Source organism: Sinorhizobium glycinis, assembly GCF_001651865.1.
In the GTDB taxonomy this organism is placed as follows: Bacteria; Pseudomonadota; Alphaproteobacteria; order Rhizobiales; family Rhizobiaceae; genus Sinorhizobium; species Sinorhizobium glycinis.
In genome coordinates, this window is the sequence record NZ_LPUX01000001.1 from 1 (window position 1) to 1,015 (window position 1,015).

At 58.7% G+C, this 1,015-nt stretch carries 1 pseudogene; it reads right to left on the reverse strand.

What is annotated here, in order from left to right:
• Positions 1 to 951, reverse strand: a pseudogene (locus tag AU381_RS00005) (IS3 family transposase); the annotation flags it as partial.
• Positions 952 to 1,015 lie beyond the last annotated feature (64 nt).

Consider the following 1,015-nt stretch of genomic DNA (forward strand, 5'->3'; position numbering starts at 1 on the left):
CATTCAAGAACTCGTCTCGCAGCCGCCCATTGAAGCTTTCGATGAAGGCGTTCTGGATCGGCTTGCCAGGCGCGATGTAGTGCCAATCCACCTTGCCCCGGTCCGTCCATTGCAGGATCGCGTTGCTGGTGAATTCGCTGCCGTTGTCGCTGACGATCATCCTGGGCTTGCCGCGTGCCTGGATGATCCGGTCCAGCTCACGGGCAACCCGCAGGCCGGACAGCGAAGTATCGGCGATGAGGCCCAAGCATTCTCTGGTGCAATCGTCGACGACCGTCAGAATCCGGAACCTGCGTCCATCGGTGAGTTGATCCGACACGAAGTCCAGCGACCAACGATCATTGGCAGTCATCGGGATCAGCATCGGCGCTCGGGTGCCAATCGCTCGCTTACGGCCGCCGCGCTTGCGCACCGTCAGCTTCTCCTCCCGATAGAGCCGGAAGAGCTTTTTGTGGTTCACTAGGTGTCCCTCACGTCTGAGCAGCACATGAATGCGTCGATAGCCGAAGCGGCGGCGTTCATGTGCCAGCGCCTTCATTCGCTCGCGAAGGCCATGATCGTCGCTGCGCCTGGTTTCATAACGGATCGTCATTCGGCAAAAGCCGATGGCTTTACACGCCCGCCGTTCGCTCATCCCATGTTGGCTCATCAGATGCGCGACAGCACTCCGCTTGGCTGCGGGCGTCACCACTTCTTTCCCAAAAGGTCTTTCAGAGCAGCATTGTCGAGCATCGCATCCGCCAGAAGCCGCTTCAGCTTCGCGTTCTCGTCCTCCAGCGTCTTCAGCCGCTTGGCTTCGGACACGTCCATGCCGCCGAATTTGGCCTTCCATTTATAGATGCTCGCATCGCTGACGCCGTGCTTGCGGCAAAGCTCCGAGACCGGCGTGCCCGCCTCGTGCTCCTTCAGAATCCCGATGATCTGTTCGTCTGTGAAACGGTTGCGCTTCATTCTCTGGTCCTCTCAATGGGCCAGAGCTTACTTCAAAATGGATTATTTCAACGGGGCAAGGTCA